Origin of the sequence: Cryobacterium melibiosiphilum, from assembly GCF_003602235.1 — a bacterium.
GTDB lineage: Bacteria > Actinomycetota > Actinomycetes > Actinomycetales > Microbacteriaceae > Cryobacterium > Cryobacterium melibiosiphilum.
On the sequence record NZ_QZVS01000096.1, the window covers coordinates 131,178 to 148,234 of the forward strand.

At 69.5% G+C, this 17,057-nt stretch carries 19 protein-coding genes; 7 read left to right on the forward strand and 12 right to left on the reverse strand.

Going from position 1 to position 17,057, the window contains the following annotated elements; all coding sequences use genetic code 11:
- Window positions 1-13: 13 nt before the first annotated feature.
- On the reverse strand, window positions 14-2,257 hold the full coding sequence (locus D6T64_RS19885) for an LLM class flavin-dependent oxidoreductase (protein ID WP_119976407.1): 2,244 nt from the start codon (window positions 2,255-2,257) through the stop codon (window positions 14-16).
- Window positions 2,257-2,922, reverse strand: a complete 666-nt coding sequence (locus D6T64_RS19890; protein ID WP_119976408.1) for an FMN-dependent NADH-azoreductase — start codon at window positions 2,920-2,922, stop codon at window positions 2,257-2,259. The genes D6T64_RS19885 and D6T64_RS19890 overlap by 1 nt, the downstream gene beginning before the upstream one ends.
- 136 nt (window positions 2,923-3,058) lie before the next feature.
- On the opposite strand from D6T64_RS19890, the gene D6T64_RS19895 reads away from it, so the two are divergent.
- Window positions 3,059-3,484, forward strand: a complete 426-nt coding sequence (locus D6T64_RS19895; RefSeq protein ID WP_325049817.1) for a winged helix-turn-helix transcriptional regulator — start codon at window positions 3,059-3,061, stop codon at window positions 3,482-3,484.
- A 94-nt stretch (window positions 3,485-3,578) separates the two neighbouring features.
- Here D6T64_RS19895 and D6T64_RS19900 read toward each other — a convergent pair whose 3' ends face one another.
- The 5 genes from D6T64_RS19900 to D6T64_RS19915 are packed head-to-tail and all read right to left on the reverse strand — an operon-like array spanning window position 3,579 to window position 7,178.
- Window positions 3,579-3,746, reverse strand: coding sequence for a hypothetical protein (locus tag D6T64_RS19900; RefSeq protein WP_119976409.1), 168 nt, complete (start codon window positions 3,744-3,746; stop codon window positions 3,579-3,581).
- Between the two features lie 52 nt (window positions 3,747-3,798).
- The gene (locus D6T64_RS19905) at window positions 3,799-4,158 is read right to left on the reverse strand and encodes a thioredoxin family protein (protein WP_119976410.1); all 360 of its coding nucleotides are present in this window, start codon (window positions 4,156-4,158) and stop codon (window positions 3,799-3,801) included.
- Between the two features lie 52 nt (window positions 4,159-4,210).
- On the reverse strand, window positions 4,211-5,473 hold the full coding sequence (locus tag D6T64_RS19910) for an MFS transporter (protein ID WP_119976411.1): 1,263 nt from the start codon (window positions 5,471-5,473) through the stop codon (window positions 4,211-4,213).
- Window positions 5,474-5,529: 56 nt separating this feature from the next.
- Window positions 5,530-5,673 carry a hypothetical protein gene (locus D6T64_RS22730; protein ID WP_158594927.1) on the reverse strand — a complete coding sequence of 48 codons (144 nt, stop codon included), beginning with the start codon at window positions 5,671-5,673 and terminating at the stop codon, window positions 5,530-5,532.
- A 41-nt stretch (window positions 5,674-5,714) separates the two neighbouring features.
- Window positions 5,715-7,178: an NAD(P)/FAD-dependent oxidoreductase gene (locus D6T64_RS19915; RefSeq protein WP_119976412.1), complete on the reverse strand. Its 1,464-nt coding sequence runs from the start codon at window positions 7,176-7,178 to the stop codon at window positions 5,715-5,717.
- A gap of 406 nt (window positions 7,179-7,584) precedes the next feature.
- Here D6T64_RS19915 and D6T64_RS19920 point away from each other — a divergent pair, with 406 nt between their 5' ends.
- On the forward strand, window positions 7,585-7,989 hold the full coding sequence (locus tag D6T64_RS19920; RefSeq protein ID WP_119976413.1) for a tautomerase family protein: 405 nt from the start codon (window positions 7,585-7,587) through the stop codon (window positions 7,987-7,989).
- A gap of 182 nt (window positions 7,990-8,171) precedes the next feature.
- Here the strand turns inward: D6T64_RS19920 and D6T64_RS19925 are convergent, their stop codons facing one another.
- The 3 genes from D6T64_RS19925 to D6T64_RS19935 all read right to left on the reverse strand — a co-directional run bounded on the left by D6T64_RS19925 (window position 8,172) and on the right by D6T64_RS19935 (window position 10,222).
- Window positions 8,172-8,999 carry an SGNH/GDSL hydrolase family protein gene (locus D6T64_RS19925; RefSeq protein ID WP_119976414.1) on the reverse strand — a complete coding sequence of 276 codons (828 nt, stop codon included), beginning with the start codon at window positions 8,997-8,999 and terminating at the stop codon, window positions 8,172-8,174.
- A 37-nt stretch (window positions 9,000-9,036) separates the two neighbouring features.
- On the reverse strand, window positions 9,037-9,591 hold the full coding sequence (locus tag D6T64_RS19930) for a HEAT repeat domain-containing protein (protein WP_119976415.1): 555 nt from the start codon (window positions 9,589-9,591) through the stop codon (window positions 9,037-9,039).
- 154 nt (window positions 9,592-9,745) lie between these two features.
- Entirely contained in the window at window positions 9,746-10,222 is a 477-nt protein-coding gene (locus D6T64_RS19935) for a GNAT family N-acetyltransferase (protein WP_119976416.1), read from the reverse strand.
- Window positions 10,223-10,303: 81 nt separating this feature from the next.
- Between D6T64_RS19935 and D6T64_RS19940 the strand changes: the two genes are divergently transcribed.
- Genes D6T64_RS19940 through D6T64_RS19950 form a run of 3 tightly spaced genes read left to right on the forward strand, consistent with a single transcriptional unit; the run spans window position 10,304 to window position 12,373 of the window.
- The gene (locus D6T64_RS19940) at window positions 10,304-10,750 is read left to right on the forward strand and encodes an FAS1-like dehydratase domain-containing protein (RefSeq protein ID WP_119976417.1); all 447 of its coding nucleotides are present in this window, start codon (window positions 10,304-10,306) and stop codon (window positions 10,748-10,750) included.
- The gene (locus D6T64_RS19945) at window positions 10,747-11,208 is read left to right on the forward strand and encodes a MaoC family dehydratase (protein ID WP_199719240.1); all 462 of its coding nucleotides are present in this window, start codon (window positions 10,747-10,749) and stop codon (window positions 11,206-11,208) included. Before D6T64_RS19940 ends, D6T64_RS19945 begins: the two co-directional genes overlap by 4 nt.
- Before the next feature lie 4 nt (window positions 11,209-11,212).
- Window positions 11,213-12,373, forward strand: coding sequence for a UDP-N-acetylmuramate dehydrogenase (locus D6T64_RS19950; protein ID WP_377010898.1), 1,161 nt, complete (start codon window positions 11,213-11,215; stop codon window positions 12,371-12,373).
- A gap of 250 nt (window positions 12,374-12,623) precedes the next feature.
- On the opposite strand, the gene D6T64_RS19955 is transcribed toward D6T64_RS19950, so the two are convergent.
- Together D6T64_RS19955 and D6T64_RS19960 are read right to left on the reverse strand one after the other, a co-directional pair.
- Complete coding sequence (locus tag D6T64_RS19955) at window positions 12,624-13,157, reverse strand: hypothetical protein (RefSeq protein ID WP_119976418.1); 534 nt, start codon at window positions 13,155-13,157, stop codon at window positions 12,624-12,626.
- Window positions 13,158-13,165: 8 nt separating this feature from the next.
- Entirely contained in the window at window positions 13,166-14,737 is a 1,572-nt protein-coding gene (locus tag D6T64_RS19960; protein WP_119976419.1) for a PspC domain-containing protein, read from the reverse strand.
- 123 nt (window positions 14,738-14,860) lie between these two features.
- Here D6T64_RS19960 and D6T64_RS19965 point away from each other — a divergent pair, with 123 nt between their 5' ends.
- Both D6T64_RS19965 and D6T64_RS19970 read left to right on the forward strand, forming a co-directional pair.
- Window positions 14,861-16,273 (forward strand): ATP-binding protein, encoded by a 1,413-nt coding sequence (locus D6T64_RS19965; RefSeq protein ID WP_119976420.1) that lies wholly within the window; start codon window positions 14,861-14,863, stop codon window positions 16,271-16,273.
- Window positions 16,270-16,959 (forward strand): LuxR C-terminal-related transcriptional regulator, encoded by a 690-nt coding sequence (locus tag D6T64_RS19970; RefSeq protein WP_119976421.1) that lies wholly within the window; start codon window positions 16,270-16,272, stop codon window positions 16,957-16,959. The genes D6T64_RS19965 and D6T64_RS19970 overlap by 4 nt, the downstream gene beginning before the upstream one ends.
- The last annotated feature ends 98 nt before the right edge of the window (window positions 16,960-17,057 follow it).

Below are 17,057 nucleotides of genomic sequence, written 5' to 3' on the forward strand. Positions count from 1 at the left end.
AGAACTGCTCAGTTCATCCGGTTTTCGTCACTCCGTCGAGCTGGCCGAGGTTGATGTTGTCGCGGAAGACGTTGTGCGGGTCGACCCGGCTCTTGACCGCCTGCAAGCGCTCGAGCGTTGCCGGGGGGAAAGTGAGCCTTAGCCGCCGGGCGTCGAGCTGGGTTTCGAAGCTCAGGTACGCGCCGACCGCGTGCCGTTCGAGCGGCGCCCAGGCCGAGTCGAGGGCCGCGTTGTTCGAGCCGAGGGCCACGACGGCGAAGTTGGCGCTGCGGCCGGCGTAGGCCGTCGCATCCGCTGCCACGTCACTGACCGCCCCGCCGACGGAGCGCACGCTGAGCACCCCAGCCGTCCCGGATTCGAGCAGCGCGGCAATGTTTTGCCCGACCTCCGCGGTGAAGTGGTCGATCAGGATCGACCGGCCCGCCGGTTGGCCCTGGCCGCGGTGAGGGTCGGTTGAGGCCATCATGGCGTCGGTGTAGCGCTGCAGGCGCACGTCCTGCCCGATCAGCGGGGCGATGTCGGCGAGCGGCTGCAGCGCCGAGAGGATCTCGCCCTCGTCGTCGGAGTCGACGAGCGCCATGACGAGGGCCTGGGAGGGGGAGCCGCGGCGCGACGAGCCCATCATGATGTTGGCGGTGAGACTGCGCGGGGCCGCCTCGACGGCGCGCCCGAAGCGCTCGAAGAAACCGGCGACATCCGTCGCGTCGAAGGTCAGCTGCGCGAACGCGACCAGGCCGACCGGGTCGGCGATGATCTCGAAGGCCGTCGCGATGCCGAGGGCAGAGCCCGCGCCGCGCATGGCCCAGAACAGCTCCGGGTCATGGTCGGCGTCGACCCGCACGACCTCGCCGTCGGCCAGCATCAGTTCGACGGCTTCGATATGGTCGATCGTCAGGCCGTTCTGGCGGGCGAGCCAGCCAATGCCGCCGGCCGTCGCCAGACCGCCGACGCCGACTCCGCCGTAGTCGCCGCTCGAGACCGCCCAGCCGTAGGGGGCCAGCGCGGTCGCGACATCAGACCAGCTGGCCCCCGGTCCGATACGCACCAGTCGCCGTTCTTCGTCGATCACCTCGATCGAGTCAAGGTGCCGCAGGTCGATGACGATGCCGCCGTCGTTGGTGCTGCGGCCGCTGATCCCATGGCCGCGGCTGCGCAGGGCGAGCACGGCATCCGGATGCTTCCGGGCAAATTCCAGGGCCTCGGCTACCTCAGCGACGCTGGTCGGCTGCAGCACCACGGCGGGGGAGCCGCCGCGCAGATAGGTGGAGCGCACGTCGCGGTAGCCGGCGTCGCCGGGTTCGATCGCGGCCAGGTTCGCCGGAATGTCGTCGTAGGAGATTCCCGGGCGGCGGTGCGCGAGTGTCGCGGTGCTGCGTGCCGCGGGGCTGGCGGGGCTCGTGCCGCCGCGCTCGGCCGTGACGAGTTCGCGCACCGCGGGGGCGACGTTCTCGATGAAGCCCTGCAGCGTGCGCGGGTCGTCGCTCGCGAGAATGAACAGGCTGACCTGTTCAGTGAGCACCAGGCCCGACAGCTCCTCCGCCCAGTCCGCCGGATCGCGGCCGGGAACCGGCATGACGTTCAGCAGTCGGCGCACCTCGCTCGGGTCGCGGCCGGCGCCGACCGCGGCATCGTCGATGATCTTGTTCGCCTCGGTGAGCGTGGGGTCGCGCAGGTACGGCTGGCTGGGCAGCCAGCCGTCGGCCAGTCTCCCGGTGAGCGCGAGCATTTTCGGCTTGAGGGCGCCGACGATGATCGGAATCGGATGCTCCGGCGCCGGACCTCGTTGGGCCCCGGCCACGCGGTGGTACCGGCCGTCGACGGTCACGCCGCCGGGGGCATCCGTCTGCCAGATGCCGCGGATGATGGTGATGGCCTCCTCGAGCGCGGTGATGCCCTGCCCCGGGGTCAGCCGGGCGCCGCCCATCGACGCGATCGCGTCCCAGAACGCCCCGGCACCGAGGCCGAGATCGAAGCGGCCGTTCGAGAGCAGGTCGAGGCTGGCCGCGGCGCGCGCCACGACGGCCGGCGGGCGCAGCGGCAGGTTCAGCACGTTCGGCGCGATGCGGATGCGTTCGGTTTTCGCGGCGACGTAGGACATCAGCGTCCAGGTGTCGAGAAACGACGCCTGGTACGGATGATCCTGAAACGTCACCAGGTCGTAGCCGAGGCGCTCCACCAGGGTCGACAGTTCGACGACGGCTCCGGGCTGAGCGGCCGTCGGCGTGAGGAAAGCACCGAACTCGAGGGGGTGGTTCATCAGGCAGCCGCGAGGCGGGCGGCACGTCGGGCGGCCAGGCTCTGGCCGTGGCGCACGGCCTGGGCCTCGGCGAGGGTCTTGAGCTCGTTGGCGATCTCGGTGAACTGGTCGAGGGCTGGGTTCACGCCGACGAGGGTGAACTCGCGGGTGACGACCTCGAGGTCGAGCTGCCAGACGTCTTCGAGGATGCGGCGCATCCAACCGGTGGCGTGGTCCCAGCCCTCGCGGGGTGTGCCGGCGGAGTAGTTGCCGCCCTGCACGGTGACCAGCACGGCCGGCTGGCCCGCCGTTGCGGGAGTCGTTCCCGAGGCCATACGCGGGTCGGTCAGCACGAGGTCGACGTAGGTCTTGAAGTGCTGCGAGACGCCGAAGTTGTAGAGCGGAACGGCGAACAGCAACGCGTCGGCATCCGCTAACTCATCGGTCAGTGTGCTGGCCAGGGCCGTTGCGGCCTGCTGCTCGGGCGTGCGCTCGGCCGCCGGGGTCATCGACGCGGAGACGGCGTTCGACCAGGAGGTGGCGGGGATCGGGTCGGTACCCACGTGGCGGCGCACGGTCGAGGTGAGCGGATGCTCGGCACGCCACTCGGCTTCGACGAGGTCGCCCAGGGCGCGACTCGACGAGCCTTCGGTGCGCATGCTGGCGTCTAAACGGAACAGGGACATGACTCTCCTCGGTACTCGCCGGACCGTCGACCCGGGCTTTAGTTACCATCAGTAACTCTGAAGATAACTCTGTACGATGAGAGCCTGTAACCGCAAACGATGCCCTGTTACCCCACGGTAACCGATGGAGGCCCGCATGGATCAGGACGCCCGTTTCGAGGCGCTGCAGGACCGTCTGAGCGCATCACACCCGACCATGAGCCAGCTCTGCACGAGCGATTCTCCCGACCTGTTCCGGTCGCTGCTGTCGCGTATCGGCGACAAATGGACCCTGATCGTGATCGGGGTGCTGGGGGAGGAGCGCAAGCGCTTCACCGAGCTGGTCGACTTCATCCCGGGCATTTCCCGGCGGATGCTGACGGTCACCCTCCGAGCGCTCGAGCGCGACGGGCTGGTGTCGCGAACCGTCTATGCCGAGGTTCCGCCTCGTGTGGAGTACGAGGTCACCCCGCTCGGCCGTTCGCTGCAGGCGGTGGCCCTCACCCTCGGTGACTGGGTCAGTGAGCACCAGCACACGATCGCGCACCATCGCCGGGAGTTCGACGCGGCCACCGCGCCCTGAGCGGCGTGCCGGCGGGAGGATGAATTGCCGAGGTGTCGTCGCCGGGAGGATGAATCGGCCGGTTTTGCCGATCGCATCCTCCTTTCGCGGCGGGCTAGCGGCCGAAGAGGCGCGACAGGAACGAGCCGGACGACACGGGCGCCGGGTGGTTTCCGGGGCAGCGCTCGTTGCGCGGCACGTTGCGCATGACCTGGTCGACGTGCTGGCCGCAGCCGGCCCAGGTGGTCTTCTGGCAGGTCTTGCAGGTGACGGCTCTACACATGGGGATTGCCTTTCGGTGACGCGGTTGGTGGAGGGTGGCGAATAGAGAGGGGTCAGGACTGCGCGGCGACCTTGGCGCGCACATCGTCCATGTCGAGGGCCTGCACACCCGTGACGAGCTCCTCGAGGGTCGCGGCATTCAGCGCGCCGGGTTGGGAGAACACCAACACCCCGTCGCGGAAGGCCATCAGGGTTGGAATCGAGCGGATGCCCGCGGCCGACGACAGCCCCTGCTCGGCTTCGGTGTCGACCTTGCCGAACACCACATCGGGGTGTTTGTCGGAGGCGGCGCTGAACGTGGGTGCGAAGGAGCGGCACGGGCCGCACCAGGCGGCCCAGAAGTCGACGAGCACGATGCCGCCGGCGTTGACGGCCGCGCTGAAAGTGGTTTCGGTGAGATCAGTGGTTGCCATAGGGGAACTGTATACCCCTTGGGGTATACAGTTCAAGTTCCGAGGGTGATTCTCAGATACCCCGGTGGGTACTCTTCTGCACGAGTCCCCAGGTGACCACGATGGCGACGAGAACGAGGGCGGCAGCCCCCAGGCCCGAGTACCCCAGGAGCACGAGGATCGGCCCGGCAACCGCGCCGCCGAGCGCGCCGGCGGCGTTCATGGAGAGGTCGGAGAAGCCCTGCAGTGATGAGCGGTCCTCGATGTCGACGGCCTCCGAGATGAGCGCCGAGCCGGCGACGACGGATGCCGACCAGCCGAGTCCCAGCAGGATCAGGCTCACCGTCAGAACCGGCTGGGAGCCGTCGCCGAGCCACGCGGTGAGCAGCGCGGCGAGGAGCATCCCCTGGCCCAGCAGAATGGTCGGCAGGCGACCGAAGCGGTCCGAGAGCCAGCCGAAGACGGGGGAGAGGGCGTACATGCCGGCCACGTGCAGGCTGATCGTCAGCCCCACAATGGTCAGGCTGGCGCCATGGTCGCGCAGGTGCACCGGTGCCATCGACATCAGGGCGACCATCGTCATGTGGCTGAGCGCGACGGTGACGACGGCGAAACGGGCCAGCCCATTGGCGCGCAGAATCGTGAGGCCGCCGTGGGCGCGCCGGGCGCCGACCTGGCCCGCGCGGGCGGCGAGGGCGGTGAGCAGCGGGTCCGGCCGCAGCCCGAAGGAATAGACGAAGGCCGCGGCGACCGTGGCCGCGAGGGAGAAGGCGAAGGCGCCGGTCATGGCGGGCAGCCCCAGGGCGGCGCCGAGCGCCTCGCCGGGGCCGAACAGGTTGGGCCCGAGCACCGCCCCGATCGTGGTCGACCAGACGACGAGCGAGAGGTCCCGGGCACGAAACCGCGTGCTGGCCAGATCGGTCGCGGCGAAGCGGGCCTGCAGGTTCGTGGCCGATCCGGCGCCGAGCAGCATCAGGGCCAGCAGTAACAGCGGGAAGACGCCGATCGCCGCCGCGACGATCGCCAGCACCGCGCCGGCGCCGGCGATGAGCGACCCGGAGGCCAGCGAGATGCGCCGGCCCCGGCGCTGCGCGAGACGGGCCAGCGGAACGGCCACGACGGCCGCCCCGAGGGTGCTCATGGTCGCCGCCATGCCCGACCAGGCGCTCGACCCCGAGAGCTCGGCAGCGAGCAGCGCCCCGAGCGACAGGGTCGCGCCCATGCCGATGCCGCCGAGGATCTGCCCGGCGACGAGCACTCGCACGACCCGCTTTTGCAGGGTGGAGTGCGCGTCGGCGGGCCGGGCGCGGGCGACGGATGCGGCATCCGTCGTCATCGTCGGCCTCGGGTCGAGCAGGACAAGCGATCGGCGATCATGTGTCTCCAGTGGTGCTAGTGGCTGCTCTTGGCCAGCCGGTACATGGTGAAGTTGAGCATCAGAAAGCGCAGCAGTTGCACTCCGAGATTACTGCGCCGGGCGAGTTCGGCGGCGCCCGGAAGTGGGGCTCGGTCGATGCGGTCCTGGGTGGTGGTCATCGTGTTCTCCGTCGGTAGAAGGGGTGGGGTGGGGCGTGCGGTCATTCCGGGATCAGGTACCAGAACGGATAGGCCTTGGCCTTGTAGAGGAACATCGTGTGCAGCACCCGTTTGACCCAGTGCGCGGCCAGGCCGATCTCACCGGTCGTGGTGCGCGGGTCGCGTCCGTTGGTGTCGGGGTACCGGGCGTTGTCCGGCACGATCGGCGACATCGACATCGCCGCGGCGGTGCCCCGGCGCAGGCCGGTTCCGGTGGATGCGATGCAGGCGGCGGCCATTTCGCCCATCGACGCGTGGTGGGTCGGGGCGAGGGCGCCCTTCAGGATCATGTCGGCGATCGTCATCGCGACAACCTTGCCCATCGCGCCCGAGGGCATGCCGGTGCGCGGCGGGGCGGGCGCGACGGCGAGGCCGCCGGGCGTGGCGTAGGGGCGGGAGATGGCGTGCGGCGGCGCGAAGGCGATTCCGACGCCGAACATGTTGGCGTAGGTCGGGTTCTGGTAGGTTTTCGGCCAGTCCTCGGCGGTCCACTCGTCGAACGGCTTGGCCGTGTAGTCGGCGTCGACGCGCATGAAGCCGCTCGGCGCGAAGATCGTGTCGGTGATCTCGGCACCGGTGCGGTCGAAGGCTTTCAGGCCCACCCCGCGGAACGGCGGCAGCAGCATGGCGAAGTCGAATTTCTGGGTGTTCTCGGTGCCGTCGATCTGCGTGTAGTTGATGACGCCGGGATCAATCCGGGTCACCGCGGCCTGGGTGATGGCCTTCATTCGGCGCTCGCGAAAGAGCGATTCCATCCAGGCCTCGCTCGTCACGCGGGCACCTCCGGAGTTGAAGGTCATGCCGCCGACGCCGAAGTCGCCGAGCTCGTGCTCGTTGGTGAGGTAGATGACCTCGGCCTTGTCGCGCACGCCGGCGCCCTGCAGCTCCTGCTCCACGTTGAAGGCGTATTCGAAGGCGGCGCCCTCACAGGTGCAGGTGCCGTGGCCGACACCCACCACGAGGGTCTGCGGGATTCCCGCTTTCAGGGTCGTGATGACCTCGGCCAGGCGCTTCGCCGCGCCGACGGCGTGGCTCGGCGTGCAGACCGAGACAGTGTTGCCTGCGTCCGGCCCGAGGCCGGGTGTCGCGGCGAAGTTCAGCTGGGGCCCGGTCGCGTTGATCAGGTAGTCGTAGCCGAGGCGTTCGGTCGTGCCAACCCGGGTGGGGTCGGTGTAGACGATCTCGACCTGCCCGCGCGGGTTGTGGGCGTCGCCGTCGGGGTAGAGGGCCACGGCCTTGGCCTGGTGAAACTCGATTCTCTTGCGGCGATAGATGGGGGCGAGGGGAAACACCACCTTGTCGGCGCCCATCTTGCCGACTCCGACCCAGATGTTCGAGGGAATCCAATTCCACTTCGAGCCCGGGGAGACCACGATCACCTCGTGATCCCGGCCCAAACGCTTCTTCAAGTACAGGGCCGCGGTGTGGCCGGATACCCCTGCTCCCAATACGACGACACGTGCCATGTCAACCTCTTATCTTGTGCGGCTGCGACCGTGCAGCTGCGCTTCTGAGGCGACCCTACTCCTATACCCAATGGGGTATCTACCACGACGGATGCCGTTTTCTGCTATACCTCATAGGGTATTCATTTCCCGACATGAACAGGAGTCACAATGTGTAGTCCAATTCGGTGCAGCAAGTGCGCAAAGGTCACCTGGGTTGGCTGCGGCCAGCACGTCGACGAGGTCATGGCGGACTTCGCACTCAGCCAGCAGTGCACCTGCGTCGAGCCCGGACGGTAGCTGGTTCAGGGGCGTGCGGGACGCCGTGGAGTCCTGCGGGACTCGCATTTCCTGGAGTTTGTCAGTATGTTAGAACAATAGTCATCCGGCATCGGTGGCTACCGACTGACATCACCGAGGAGATTCCGTGCCACTGGTTCGTATCGACGTCAACGTGGGCCGCAGCCCCGAACAGCTCGGCGGCATCAGCGCCGCCATTCACGGCGCGATCCTCGCCGTCTACGGCATTCCCGAGCGTGATCTGTTCCACATCCTCACCGAGCATCCCCTGGGCCAGTTGCGCGCGCAGGACGCCGGTCTCGGCTTCGAGCGCACCGACGGCGTTGTCATGATTCAGATCTTCACCCAGGGCGGGCGTGACCAAGCGGCCAAGAGCGCCCTCTTCGACCGCATCTCGAGCGAACTGGCCGCGGTCAGCGTCGACGGAGCGGATGTCTTCATCGGCTACGTCGAGAACGGCCCCGGCGACTGGTCCTTCGGCTTCGGCCGTGCCCAGTACGTCACCGGGGAAATCGCGGTCCCCGCCTCCTGACCTCGCCTCTCGACGCGCCCGTTCTTGCCGGGGTCCAGCGAGCGCACTCCCGTCCCGCTGGTTGAGCCGCGCCCGTTCTTGCCGGGGTCGAGCGAGCGCACTCCCGTCCCGCTGGTTGAGCCGCGCCCGTTCTTGGCGCGGTCGAAACCAAGTGAGCCGACCTCCGGATCGCGGGAGGGCCGTTAGTGCTCGTGCACCGGCAGCAGCTCGGGCCGCTTGGCCGTGCGGCCGTCGCCGCTCGAACGTCCGGTCAGTCGGCGGCCGATCCAGGGCAGCACGTGGGTGCGATAGTAGTGTTCGCCCTGCACGCGCGCCGCGACCGGGGCAGCGGATGTGTCGGCGCCGGCGCCCGAAGAAATCGCCGGGTCCCAGTCGGCGGGAACGGGCACGTCGAGTGCCCGCAGTACGTTCTCGGCGACGCGGGTGTGGCCGCGGGCATTCAGGTGCAGCCGGTCGGACGACCAGTACTCGGGCTTGGCCAGGGTGATGTCTCGCCAGTTGTCGACGAAGGTGACGCCGGGGCCCGTGAACGTGGCGCGGCAGGCATCCGCCAGGCGATCGCCGCGGCGCTGGATCAGCGCGCCCATCGGCAGGTGCCGGGTGGGGTCTCCGCCGGTCAGCATCAGAACGTGGGCACCCTGCGCGGTGGCACGCTGCACGACCGTGTCGAGCAGGGCCACGATCGCGGCGTTCTCGACCCGCGGGCGCATGACGTCGTTTCCGCCGCCGCAGATCGACAGCAGCGTGGGCGCAAGGGCGAGCGCCGGCTCGAGCTGCTGCGACACGATCGGGCCGAGCAGCTTGCCGCGGATGGCGAGGTTCGCGTAGCGCACGCCGGGCGCGGCATCCGCGGCGCCCGCATCCGCTCTCGCGGAGGGGATGGCGGCCGCGAGGGCGAGGGCGACGAGGTCGGCCCAGCCGCGCTGGGTGCCGTCGGGGAGGTCGTCGCCGACGCCCTCGGTGAAGCTGTCGCCGAGGGCGACGTATCTGTCAAACCTGCCGTCCTGCATCCGTTCCCCTGACGATTGCGTGCGCGGTTGTTCCGAGCTATTCCTTCGGCAGGCCGAGGCGCTTCGCGATGGCGTCGCGGGCCTGCTGGGCCGCGCGGCGCACCTCTTTGTCGGGGTCGCGCAGGCGCACGGCGATGGTGTCGAAGTTCTCGGGCGTGCCCTGGGCGGCGAGTGCGTGCAGCGCCGCAGCGCGCACGCGCGGGGTCTCGTCGGTGGTCAGGCGCACGAGCTTGGGCACGGTCTGCAGATCGCGCAGCAGCACGACCTTGGCGCACATCTCGCGCACGCGCCAGGACTCGTTGTTCAGGCCGACCACGATGTAGGGCGCGGCGGCTTCGCTCCAGATGTGCAGGAATGCGCGGGCGCCCCACAGCTCGGGCCAGTACAGCGCGGGCGCGCCATCGAGAATGCCGAGGGCGTGGCGTCCGCCGGCGTACATGAGAAAGTCCTTGCCGGCGTTCTTGCCGCGCAGCAGGGCGATGGAGTTGTCGACGACGACGGTCTCGCCGTAGTGCGCGACGGCGGCGTGCAGGCGCTCAGCCGTGGGCAGGTCGATCGGAAGGTCGGGGTGCGGAGTCAGTTTGTTATGCATAGCAGTACCAAACTACCGCGCGGGCCTGTGAAGCCCGCTGTTCAGGCGATAACTCGCGGCCTGCGGTAGCGAAAGGAGGACGATTTGACCCGATGTCGGCACCGGGAGGACGATTTGGGCCTCTGCGAGGGCACGATCCTCCTTTCGCGACGGGTCAGACGGCGAGGGGGCGCGCGGCGGGCGCGAGCTCGAGTTCGAAGCCGAAGGCGCTGTCGTAGATGCCGTAGTTTCCGATGTCGGCATAGCCGAGGCCGCGGTACAGGGCCAGGGCCTCGGGCTGGGCGTAGCCGGTTTCGAGGCGTACCCGCAGGTAGCCGAGCTCGACCGCGATCGCTTCGAGGGCGTGCAGCACCGTGCTGGCGTGGCCCTGGCGGCGGAAATCGGGGTTGGTCCACATGCGCTTGACCTCGGCGGTTCCGGGCGCATAACAGCGGATGCCGCCCCCGGCCACCGAGATCCCCTCGTGCACCAGCACCACGAAGGCCCCGACGGGAGGGTCGAACTCTTCGGCGGCGACGTCATAGGCCGAGTCGCCGGAGCCGTCGCCATAGCGGGCGTCGTACTCTCGGTGCAGGTCGGCGAGCAGGGGGACAACTTCGGGGTCGCTCAGACGAACGCGTACGATTTTCACTCGGGATAGTCTGCCGTATGCGGCTGGGAGAACGGTGGTGGGGCATCCGTCACCGTCGCAGTCACCGCGTAAACTGGCGCGGTGTCAGTAAACCCCGAACTTCAGGGGCGGGTCTTCCCGCCGGTGCCGCCGTATCTCGTGGGCCGGGAGAAGGTGCGCGAGTTCTCGCGGGCCGTCTTCGCGACCAACCCGATCAACTTCGATGCGGATGCCGCCCGCGCGGCCGGCCACGCCGACGTCGTGGCCCCGCCGACCTTCGCCGTCGTGGTGCAGGAGGCGACCCTCGCGCAGCTGCTCGCCGAACCCGACGCCGGCATCGACTTCACCCGGGTGGTGCACGGCGACCAGCGTTTCACCTACAGCCGCCCCATCGTCGCTGGCGACGAGCTCACCGCGACCCTGTCAGTGTCGAGCATCAAGACCCTCGGCGGCCACGCCATGGTCACCGCCGAGTCCCGCGTGGTCGATGCGACCGGCGCGCACGTCGTGACCGCGATATCCACTCTTGTTGTTCGGGGAGACGAATGAGCCAGACCGTGACGACCCCGAACTTGTCCACGCTGACCGTCGGCGAGGTCGTCGCCAGCCGGGAATTCGCGCTGACCCGGGATTCCCTCGTTCGCTACGCAGGGGCATCCGGTGACTTCAACCCGATCCACTACCGCGACGAGGTCGCCGTGTCAGTCGGCCTGCCCGGTGTGCTCGCCCACGGCATGCTGACCATGGGGCTGGCGGTGCAGCCGGTCGTCGACTGGGCCGGCGACCCCGCCCGTGTTGTGGACTACCAGGTGCGTTTCACCCGCCCCGTGCTCGTCGACGGCGTGACCGGCGCACTCGTCACCGTCACCGCGAAGGTCGGCGCTCTCAACGCCGAGGCGCAGATCGTGCGGATCGACCTCACGGTCACCTTCAACGAGCAGACCGTCCTCGGCAAGGCGCAGGCCCGTGTGAGCCTGGCTGTGGCCCCCGTCAGCGTGGTGGCGTAGCCCGATGCCGATGATCGAACCCGTTGCGCTGAGCACGCTCACCACCTTTCGCGTCGGCGGCGTTCCGGCCGCGATGGTCGCCTCGCAGACCGAGCAGGAGCTCGTCGATGAGGCCCTCGTGGTCTGGAGCCTCGACGAAGACTGGATGCTGCTCGCCGGCGGCTCCAACACCGTCGCCGGCGACGAGGGTTTCGAGGGAACCGTGATCCGCATCGTGACGCGCGGCATCGAACGCCTCGATGCCACCCAGACAGCGGATGCGTCGGCGCCCGACACCGTGCTGCTGCGCGTGCAGGCCGGCGAGCCCTGGGATGAGCTCGTTGCCTACACGGTCGCCCAGGGCTGGGCCGGCATCGAAGCGCTCTCCGGCATCCCGGGCAGCTGCGGCGCCGCGCCCGTGCAGAACATCGGCGCTTACGGCCAGGAGCTGGCCGACAGCCTCGTCGCGATCAGCTTTCTCGACTACGAGACGGGCGAGGTGGTGCGCCTGACAGCGGATGCCCTCGGCCTCGACTACCGCACGTCGGCGCTGAAGCGCGGCCTGCGCGGCATCGTGCTGGCAATCGAGCTGGAGCTTCACGACACCGAGCGGGAGGCATCCGTCGTGGGTGCCGTGCTCGGGCAGCCGATTCACTATGGGCAGCTGGCCGGGGCGCTCGGCGTGCAGGTCGGGGACCGGGTGGCGCTGTCGACGGTGCGCGAGACCGTGCTCGCACTGCGAGCCGCCAAGGGCATGGTGCTCGATGCGGCCGACTCCGACACCTGGAGCGCCGGGTCGTTCTTCACGAACCCGATCGTCTCCGAGAACTTTGCCCGCTCGCTGCCGACCGCGCTGCCGCGCTGGCCGCTCGCGGTCGAGGTGCCCGACCGGGTCATCCCGCTCGACGATTACTTCGGCGTCGGGCCGGTTCCGGGAATCGACCAGGTGCAGCTCGTGAAGCTGAGCGCCGCGTGGCTGATCGAGAACGCCGGCATTCGCCGCGGGTTCTCACTGCCGGGCTCGCAGGCCGCGGTGTCGAGCAAGCACACGCTCGCCCTCACCAACCGGGGCGGGGCATCCGCCGAGCAGATCGCGGAGCTCGCCCGCTACGTGCTGGGCCGGGTGCAGGCCGATTTCGGCATCAACCTGCAGCCCGAGCCTGTCCTGGTAGGCCTGACCCTGTAGCTCCGGAGGCGGCGATGGGGCGATCTGTGACACCTCGTGAGCGAGGTGTCACAGAGTGGTTGCGGGTTGCGGGTTGCGGGTTGCGGGTTGCGGGTTGCGCCGGGCCGTTCGCGGCCGTGCCGCCTGCCAGACGCCGGGCAAGGGGCCATTTTTGGCTTTTCGCTCACGAGAAGCCAGAAACCGCCCCATGAGGCGAAGAGCCACGACGCGAAACGCCAAAATCTGCCCCTTGGGTTCGAGGTAGGACCAATCAGTCGGTGCGGCGGGTGGCGGCGGCGATGCCCGCGATCACGAGCACGAGGCCCACGCCGATCACGGCGGCGAGCAGCCACAGGGTCGGGTCGAGCGTGCCCGGGAACAGGGTCCACGCGGCCATGAACACCGCGAACCCGAGCAGCAGGGCTCCCCAGAGGATCGTCGCGAAGCGCGGCCGATGGCGAGCGGATGCCGCAGGCTGCTCCCACGCGAAGGGTGCGGCGGGCGGCGTGGCCGCGGCGGGCGCTGTGGCCGGTGCCTCTGCGCTGGTGGTCGCCGTCGCGGTTGTTTCGGTGGCGGCCGAGGCCGCCGCCGGGGGAGTGAGCGTCGGCGTGGATGAGCCGGTCGGGCCGGTCGGGCCGGTCTCACGCGCGAATAGCTCGGGAAGTACCAGCGTGGGTCCGGTCAGTGGCCGGGTCTCGGTGGAGTCCGTCGACGGTGCCTCCGTAGAGGGTGTCTCCGCGGACTGTTCCGGGGCGGTGTCGGGAGTCGGGCGAGCCGGGTTTGGAGTGTTGGTGGGGTTGGACATGACGGCTCCTAGCGGGCTTCGATGACGTCGACCTGGCCGATGAGCGACCAGACGCGGATGACGGGAATGGGAACGTCGTACTCGGCGTCATCCGCTGAGAATGTGCGGGAATCGTGCAGGAACACGCCACCGCGGTCGACGGTGTCCGCGTCGGCGGACCCAGAGCCGAAATTAGCGCCCGCGGCGTAGTCGACGGCTCCGATGAAGGTGTTGGTCTCGACCCGGATGGCGGTGTTGCTCGGCAGTTCGAGCTGGGTGACGCCGAGGCCGACCCAGACGTCGATGACGCGGCCCGCGACGTCGTCGGCATTGCGGGTGTCGGCGAGGGCGCGCAGGTCGACGGTGGCCTCACCGGCGATCATCGCGTAGCCGGGCACGGTTTCGTTCCCGAAGTCGGTCGACGAGCCGGTGGCCTCGGCGCGCCAGCCGGAGCCGCCGAAGGCCGAGAACTGGGTGCCGGCCGGAATCACACCGACGACGAGCAGGGCGACCGCGGCGAGAAAGGCGAAGCCGCCCATGGCGCCGCTGACCCGGCCGCGAATGCCCGACACGATGATGCCGAGGGCGAGCACTCCGAGGCCGACTGCGAGCCCGATCACGAGCGCGTCCGGTGACCAGGTGCCGCCGGAGAAGACGACCGCGGTCGTGGCGGCGGCGAGCAGGGCGATGCCGAGCACGATGGCGGTGAAGCCGGCGCCCGGGTTGCGGCGGCGGTAGCGGGCCGCTTCCTTCAGCCGGCGGGCCTCGCGCTGGGCACTGTGCTTTTCGGTCAGGGCGTCCCAGGAGCTTCTATCGGTGATGGGCGGGGTCGCCGTAGCGCCCGGTGCGGCGTACGCCGAACCGACAGAGGACGATCCGCCATAGCCGGAGGAGGTCGTGCCGGTGCCCGCACTGCTCGTCGGCGCTGCGTCTGCGGGGGCGAAACTGCTCGCGGTCGGGCGGGCCGGGGCATCCGCTGCCGAAGGACCCGACGGCGCACCGGGCGTCGCGGGGGGCTGCGGCGCGGAGCCGTAGCCCGAGGCGGGCGGCGTGGGTCCGGGCCGGAAGGTGGAGGCGGGCAGGTGGCGCAGCAGAACGACCACGAGCCAGATGACGCCGGCCGTGAGCAGCAGGGCCCAGCCGACCGAGAACGTCGTGGCGAGCCAGTCCGGAAGACCCCAGGCACCGGGCATGCCGTTCCACCAGAATCCGCGGAAGGCCGGCACGATGGTGAAGAACAGCAGGGCGCCAATGGCGATCATCGCCGGTTCGAAGCGCTTGCGAAAGGCCTCTTCGAGGTAGATGCGACCCTCGGAGTTGGGGATGAGTGCCCAGCCGATGGCGTACGCGAACACGAGCGGGCCGCCGAGAATCGCGATGACGATGGCGATGCCGCGCACGATCAGCGGGTCGAGCCCGGTGCGGGCGGCGATGCTGCCGCAGACACCGGCGATCCAGCGGTCGGAGCCGCGCGTGAGGCCGGAGGCTCGGATCCAGTCGAAGAATCGGGCGAGTTGGTAGCTCGCGCTGCCGGTGCGGTTGGTGTTGCCGCTGCTGGGCGGCGGCGGGGTGCCTGCAGGATCGTACGGTGTCTCGGTCATGGTTCAAGCTTCCCAGCGGGCACGGCGCACGGCCATGGGGGATCACCCTGACTGAACCCTGAGATCGCGCGCGAAGCCCGGTGAATAGGTCAGCGTGTCGGCGGGTCGTGCTTGGATAAGACCATGAGAACAGAGCGGATGCTGCGCCCCCGACTCCGCCTGATCGGCGGCGTCTGCGCGGGGTTCGCCGAGCACACCGGGCTGCCGGTCAACGCCGTGCGTACTGCGGCGCTGCTGCTCACCGTGTGCGGCGGCGCCGGGGCGTTGCTCTACGCCTGGCTGTGGGTGACCGTGCCGAGTGCCCCGGCAGAGTCGGGCCGCTTCGCGACACCGCTGCCTAAGGCAAGCCTGGCCCGCCCGGCCCGAGCGGCGGGCGCCTCGGATGGCCAGTTCCGGTCGGGGCCCGGCGCGGGTTGGGCAGGAAAGGCAGCCGGCGCGGGCTCGGAGGCGACTGCCCCGAAACTCGGCAATGCCATCCTCGAAGGCGCCTCGGCGGGCACTGCGGTGGGCGCCAACCCCCGCGCCGCCCCGATTACCGAAATCTTGCTCGGGGTGGCCCTGCTGACCGCCGGCATCACCCTCGTGGCGAGCCGGCTGGGGGCCAACATACCGCTCGCCGTCGTCGTGCCGGGCATCGTCGTGCTCGCCGGAGCCGCCCTGGCCTGGCGGCAGTTTGCCGACATCCGCAGCGGCGAGGCGCAGCAGGCATCCGCCCGGCTGGTGCGTGCCCTCGGCGCCCTCGTGCTCGTCGTCGTCGGCATTCTCTTGTTCTTCGTCACCGGCAGCGCGCCGAACGTGTGGACGGTGGTGGCGGCATCCATCGCCGTGCTGCTCGGTGTTGCGGTGGTGATCGCGCCGTGGCTGCTGCGACTGGCCCGCGACCTCGCCGACGAGCGTGCGGCCCGGGAACGCGAGTCCGAGCGCGCCGAAATCGCCGCCCACCTGCACGATTCAGTGCTGCAGACCCTCGCCCTGATCCAACAGAAGGCGGGACCGCACAGCGACGCCGCCCGGCTGGCCCGGGCGCAGGAGCGCGAGCTGCGCGAGTGGCTGTTCGCCGACACGCCGACCGGGGTGAGCGACACCGTCGACCTCGCAACCGAAGTGCGCCGGGTGTCGAGCCTGATCGAGGCCGACTTTGCGGTGCACTTCGAGTTGGTTGCGGTCGGACCGAGCGTGGCCGACGCCCCGGAGGCCCTCGTCGCGGCAGCCCGCGAGGCGATGCTCAACGCGGCCCGGCATGCCGGCGGCAGCGTCTCGATCTATCTCGAGTCGCGACCGAGCGGCATTGAACTCAGCGTTTCCGACCGCGGCCCGGGGTTTCTGATTGACGAGATTCCCGCCGACCGTCACGGCGTGCGGGAATCGATCCTCGCGCGCATGACCCGGGCCGGCGGCAATGCCCTGCTGCGACCCGGGCCCGGCGGGGTGGGTACCGAGGTTGTTCTGACCCTGCCTGCCGCCACAATCGCGGCGCCCGGAACGGCTGCACCCGGCACTCCCGCCGAGCACACGATCGAAACGAGAACCACATGACCGAGGCCACAGCGAATGTCGGGGCCGCGGCATCCGTCGCCCTGCCGGTTCTGATCGTCGATGACCACTCCATCTTCCGTTCGGGGCTGCGCGCCGACCTCGACGCCGGGCTGCACGTGCTCGGCGAGGCGGCAACCGTGGATGAGGCGATCGCGCTCGTGATCGAACTACAACCGCGGGTGGTGCTGCTCGACGTGCACCTGCCCGGCGGGCAGGGCGGTGGGGGCGCTGAGGTTATTCGGGTGGCCGCGCCGAGCGCGCCGCACACCCTCTTTCTGGCATTGAGCGTGTCGGACGCCGCCGACGACGTGGTGAGCGTCATTCGTGCCGGCGCCCGCGGCTACATCACCAAGAGCGCCTCCGGGGCCGAGGTCAGTGACGCGGCCCGACGAGTGGCCGATGGTGACGCCGTGTTCTCGCCGAAACTGGCCGGCTTCGTGCTCGATGCCTTCGGTGCCGTGGCAGGGGAGACCGCCGACACCCTCGAGGAACTCGACCGGCTCTCGGCCCGGGAAACGGAGGTCATGCGCCTCATCGCCCGCGGCTATTCGTACAAGGAGGTCGCCGGCAGCCTGTTCATCTCGATCAAGACCGTGGAGACCCACGTCTCCTCGGTGCTGCGCAAGCTGCAGCTCTCCAATCGCCACGAACTCACGGCCTGGGCGCTCGCCCGCAAGCTGCTCTGAGGTACGCGGGCCAGGCTGAATGGTCCCGGTAAAGAAAACTGGAAAGTTCTTTTTTCGTTCGGCTGGTTGAGGCTCGATTTCGGCCCGTGGTCGGGGCG

Excerpts from the sequence above, each read along its gene's own strand:
- D6T64_RS19885 (WP_119976407.1), bottom strand. The coding sequence starts at position 2,257 with ATGAACCACCCCCTCGAGTTCGGTGCTTTCCTCACGCCGACGGCCGCT.
- D6T64_RS19890 (WP_119976408.1), bottom strand. The coding sequence starts at position 2,922 with ATGTCCCTGTTCCGTTTAGACGCCAGCATGCGCACCGAAGGCTCGTCG.
- D6T64_RS19895 (WP_325049817.1), top strand. The coding sequence starts at position 3,059 with ATGGATCAGGACGCCCGTTTCGAGGCGCTGCAGGACCGTCTGAGCGCA.
- D6T64_RS19900 (WP_119976409.1), bottom strand. The coding sequence starts at position 3,746 with ATGTGTAGAGCCGTCACCTGCAAGACCTGCCAGAAGACCACCTGGGCC.
- D6T64_RS19905 (WP_119976410.1), bottom strand. The coding sequence starts at position 4,158 with ATGGCAACCACTGATCTCACCGAAACCACTTTCAGCGCGGCCGTCAAC.
- D6T64_RS19910 (WP_119976411.1), bottom strand. The coding sequence starts at position 5,473 with ATGACGACGGATGCCGCATCCGTCGCCCGCGCCCGGCCCGCCGACGCG.
- D6T64_RS22730 (WP_158594927.1), bottom strand. The coding sequence starts at position 5,673 with ATGACCACCACCCAGGACCGCATCGACCGAGCCCCACTTCCGGGCGCC.
- D6T64_RS19915 (WP_119976412.1), bottom strand. The coding sequence starts at position 7,178 with ATGGCACGTGTCGTCGTATTGGGAGCAGGGGTATCCGGCCACACCGCG.
- D6T64_RS19925 (WP_119976414.1), bottom strand. The coding sequence starts at position 8,999 with ATGCAGGACGGCAGGTTTGACAGATACGTCGCCCTCGGCGACAGCTTC.
- D6T64_RS19930 (WP_119976415.1), bottom strand. The coding sequence starts at position 9,591 with ATGCATAACAAACTGACTCCGCACCCCGACCTTCCGATCGACCTGCCC.
- D6T64_RS19945 (WP_199719240.1), top strand. The coding sequence starts at position 10,747 with ATGAGCCAGACCGTGACGACCCCGAACTTGTCCACGCTGACCGTCGGC.
- D6T64_RS19950 (WP_377010898.1), top strand. The coding sequence starts at position 11,213 with ATGCCGATGATCGAACCCGTTGCGCTGAGCACGCTCACCACCTTTCGC.
- D6T64_RS19955 (WP_119976418.1), bottom strand. The coding sequence starts at position 13,157 with ATGTCCAACCCCACCAACACTCCAAACCCGGCTCGCCCGACTCCCGAC.
- D6T64_RS19960 (WP_119976419.1), bottom strand. The coding sequence starts at position 14,737 with ATGACCGAGACACCGTACGATCCTGCAGGCACCCCGCCGCCGCCCAGC.
- D6T64_RS19965 (WP_119976420.1), top strand. The coding sequence starts at position 14,861 with ATGAGAACAGAGCGGATGCTGCGCCCCCGACTCCGCCTGATCGGCGGC.
- D6T64_RS19970 (WP_119976421.1), top strand. The coding sequence starts at position 16,270 with ATGACCGAGGCCACAGCGAATGTCGGGGCCGCGGCATCCGTCGCCCTG.